Origin of the sequence: Microbacterium sp. HMWF026 (genome assembly GCF_003061325.1) — a bacterium.
Taxonomy (GTDB): Bacteria; Actinomycetota; Actinomycetes; order Actinomycetales; family Microbacteriaceae; genus Microbacterium; species Microbacterium testaceum_E.
On the sequence record NZ_QAJB01000430.1, the window covers coordinates 1 to 3,402 of the forward strand.

Here is a 3,402-nt window from a genome sequence, read left to right on the forward strand (position 1 = left end):
GAGCAGCGCGCCGATCTCGGACGTTCCGGGCTGAGTTCTCCGAGTTCCGTGCGCTTCTCCGAGTTTCGTGCGCGCCCGGCTCTGCCCCGGCGCGGGCGAACCCGCCGTCAGGCGGGCGGATCAGCCGCGGCGCAGCAGTCCGATGCGGTCGTAGACGTCCGAGAGGGTCTTCTCGGCGACGGATGCCGCCCGCCCGGCGTTGACGGCCAGCACCCGGTCCAGCTCGGCGGGGTCGTCGAGCAGCTCGAGGGCCCGCGCGCGCACCGGCTCGAACTCGTTCACGACGACCTCGGCGAGGCCCTTCTTGAAGTCGCCGTAGCCGCGGCCGGCGTATTCGTCCTCGATGGCCGTGATCTCGCGGCCGGTGAGGGCCGAGTAGATGACGAGCAGGTTCGAGACGCCGGGCTTCTCGTCGCGGTCGAAACGCACCGCGCCCTCGGAGTCGGTGACGGCCCGCATGATCTTCTTCGCGCTGACCTTGGGGTCGTCGAGCAGCCACAGCACGCCCGCGTCGGACTCGGCCGACTTCGACATCTTCGCGGTCGGGTTCTGCAGGTCGTAGATGCGGGCCGTCTCGCGCTGGATGACGGGCTTGGGCACCGTGAAGGTCTGACCGTACCGCTGGTTGAAGCGCTCGGCGAGGTCGCGCGTCAGCTCGATGTGCTGCTTCTGGTCGTCGCCGACGGGCACGACGTCGGTCTGGTACAGCAGGATGTCGGCGGCCATCAGCACCGGGTAGGTGAAGAGACCGACGTTGGTGGCATCCGTGCCGTACCGCGCCGACTTGTCCTTGAACTGGGTCATGCGACCGGCCTCGCCGAAACCGGTCAGGGTCGACAGCACCCACTGCAGCTCGGCGTGCGCGGGCACGTGCGACTGCACGTACAGCGTCGAGCGCGACGGCTCGATGCCGGCGGCGATGTACTGGGCGGCGGTGCGGCGGGTCTTCTCGCGACGCTCGGCGGGATCGCCGGGCTGGGTGAGGGCGTGCAGGTCGACGACCGAGAAGAAGGCGTCGTACTCGTCCTGCAGGTCGCGCCACTGCAGCAGGGCCCCGATGTAGTTGCCGATCTGGAGGCTGTCGGCGGAGGGCTGCATTCCGGAGTAGAGGCGCTCGGTGGTCACCGTTCGATCCTAGGCGGCGCGCGCCACCCGGACCGCCGCCGGGTCAGGTGCCGAGCGTGTAGTCGACGATGACCGGGGCGTGATCGCTCCAGCGGGTGTCGTAGGACGGCGCCCGCTCGACGGCATACGAGGTGACGCGCTCGGCTAGGGCCGGGGTGGCGACGTGGTAATCGATGCGCCACCCGCTGTCGGTGTCGAACGCCTTGCCGCGCATGGACCAGAACGTATACGGGCCGTCGACCTCGCCCATGGCGCGGCGGCCGACGTCGACCCAGCCGAGACCCGTGCCGGTCGAGCCGTCGACGCCCTCGACCTGCTCGCCCGCGGGGCCGAAGAAGCGGTCGAAGTAGGCGCGCTCGCGGGGCAGGAACCCGGCGTTCTTGCGGTTGCCGCGCCAGTTCTTGATGTCGAGCTCGCGGTGGCCGACGTTGAGGTCTCCGACGACCAAGGCCAGTTCGCGCTCGGCGCTCAACGTGGACAGCCGACGCTCCATGGCATCCAGGAAGAGCCACTTCGCATCCTGCTTGGGGGTGTCGACCTCGCCGCTGTGCACGTAGGCGCTGACGACGGTGAGGGTCTCGCCGTCGATGTCGAAGTCGGTCTCGATCCACCGGCCCGAGGCGTCGAGGGGCTCGGGACCCAGGTGCGTGCGCGTCTCGACGCCGGGCAGGCGGCTGATGATCGCGACGCCCGCGCGCCCCTTCTGCAGGGCCTCGTCGTTGACGATCTGCCAGCCGGGCAGGGCATCGGCGAGCTGCTCTGCGGTGGCGCGGACCTCTTGCAGGGCCACGATGTCGGCTCCCGCGGCATCGAGCCACTCGGTCATGCCCTTGCGGACGGCGGCACGGATGCCGTTGACGTTGATCGAGACGATGCGTACGGAGCGAGCCACCCCACGAGCCTAGCCGCGACCTCCGACACCGGGTCCGACCTTGTCGGGGCCCGGCTCAGTCGGGGATGAGCGACATCCGACGCGGCGCGGGCACGTCGGCCTCGGCGCGGGCCAGGGTCTTCTCGGCGGCCGCCAGGCGTCGGCGCGCGCGCCAGCGCCACGGCCAGCGCGAGAGCGCGAGTTGCTTCTCGGCCTCGCGCACCCCGACCTGCGCCGCGATGACCAGCGCCGCCTGCTCCATCGCGCGACGGTCCTCGGGGGAGCGCAGGGGGACGTCGCGATCACCCGCGGCCACGGCGATCCACGCCGCCGACACCAGGATGACGATCCCGATGAAGCGGAACCACAGCAGGAAGCCGATCAGCACCGTGAACGTCGACAGCAGCGGATTGGACGGGGTGTACACGAACAGGAAGCCCGCACCGATCTGCAGCACCACCATGCCGATCGCTCCGACCACCGCGCCCGGCCAGGCCCGTCGCCAGGTGAGGGTGGTGCCGGTGAGGAAGCGGAAGAGCGACGCCAGCGCGACCGTGTTGACCCCGAACGCCACGATGATCGAGATGAGGCGCGCGCCCACCGACCACCCCAGCGTCTCTTTGTCCCAGCCGATGAGACCGAAGACCAGGTCGACCGCGCCCGTGGTGATCGATCCGAGCAGGGCGCCGATCAGCAGCGCGATGCCGAAGAGGATCGACGCGAGGAAGTCGCGCGCTTTGAGCATCACGTAGTTGCGCATGTCGAACGGCAGGCCGAACGTGTCGCGCACCGCGCGTCGCGTGAAGGTGACGAAACCGATGGCGGTCCAGATGACCACGACGGCGGCGACGCCACCGGTGATGGTGAGCAGTCGCCCGCTCTCTTGCGTGGCGGCTTCCACCTGTTCGGGTTTGACCAGGCCGTGGGCGCTGATGAGCCCGGGGATGTAGCCGTTGACGATGCGGATGAGCCCGTCGACCGCCGCTCGGCTGCCGCCCAGCCAGATGCCGACCCCCGCGAACGCGAGGTACAGCGCCGAGAAGACGGCGAACAGGCCCTGGTAGCTCATCCCCGCGGCGAGCAGGAAACCGTTGTGCTGCAGAAAGTGCCGCCACACGCGGATCGGGAACCACTGCGCGATCCGCGCCGCACGAGCGATCGGCTGGTCCAGTCGGCCGCGCACGGCGGACTGCGCCTCGCTGAGTCGATCGCGCAGCGACGTCTCGTCGTCGCGCACCGCGGGCAGCGGTCGCGGATCGGAGGTCGCGTCGGTCACTCGGAAAGCCTAATGAATGGATGCCGCCGGCCCCCGGCATCCGTCCCCGTTCTTCGTTGCGTGAATCGCCGGATCCTGACGTCGCGGGGGAGAAGGCCGGGAACGCCGAACGGCGGGGGCGCCGCAGCGC

General features: G+C 70.1%; 3 protein-coding genes. All 3 read right to left on the minus strand.

The window, feature by feature from the left end; all coding sequences use genetic code 11:
• Positions 1-120 precede the first annotated feature (120 nt).
• Genes trpS through DBR36_RS15565 form a run of 3 tightly spaced genes read right to left on the minus strand, consistent with a single transcriptional unit; the run spans position 121 to position 3,272 of the window.
• Entirely contained in the window at positions 121-1,125 is a 1,005-nt protein-coding gene (trpS, locus tag DBR36_RS15555) for a tryptophan--tRNA ligase (RefSeq protein ID WP_108320622.1), read from the minus strand.
• Positions 1,126-1,168: 43 nt separating this feature from the next.
• Entirely contained in the window at positions 1,169-2,017 is an 849-nt protein-coding gene (locus tag DBR36_RS15560; RefSeq protein WP_108320623.1) for an exodeoxyribonuclease III, read from the minus strand.
• A gap of 55 nt (positions 2,018-2,072) precedes the next feature.
• On the minus strand, positions 2,073-3,272 hold the full coding sequence (locus tag DBR36_RS15565) for a YihY/virulence factor BrkB family protein (protein WP_108320624.1): 1,200 nt from the start codon (positions 3,270-3,272) through the stop codon (positions 2,073-2,075).
• Positions 3,273-3,402 lie beyond the last annotated feature (130 nt).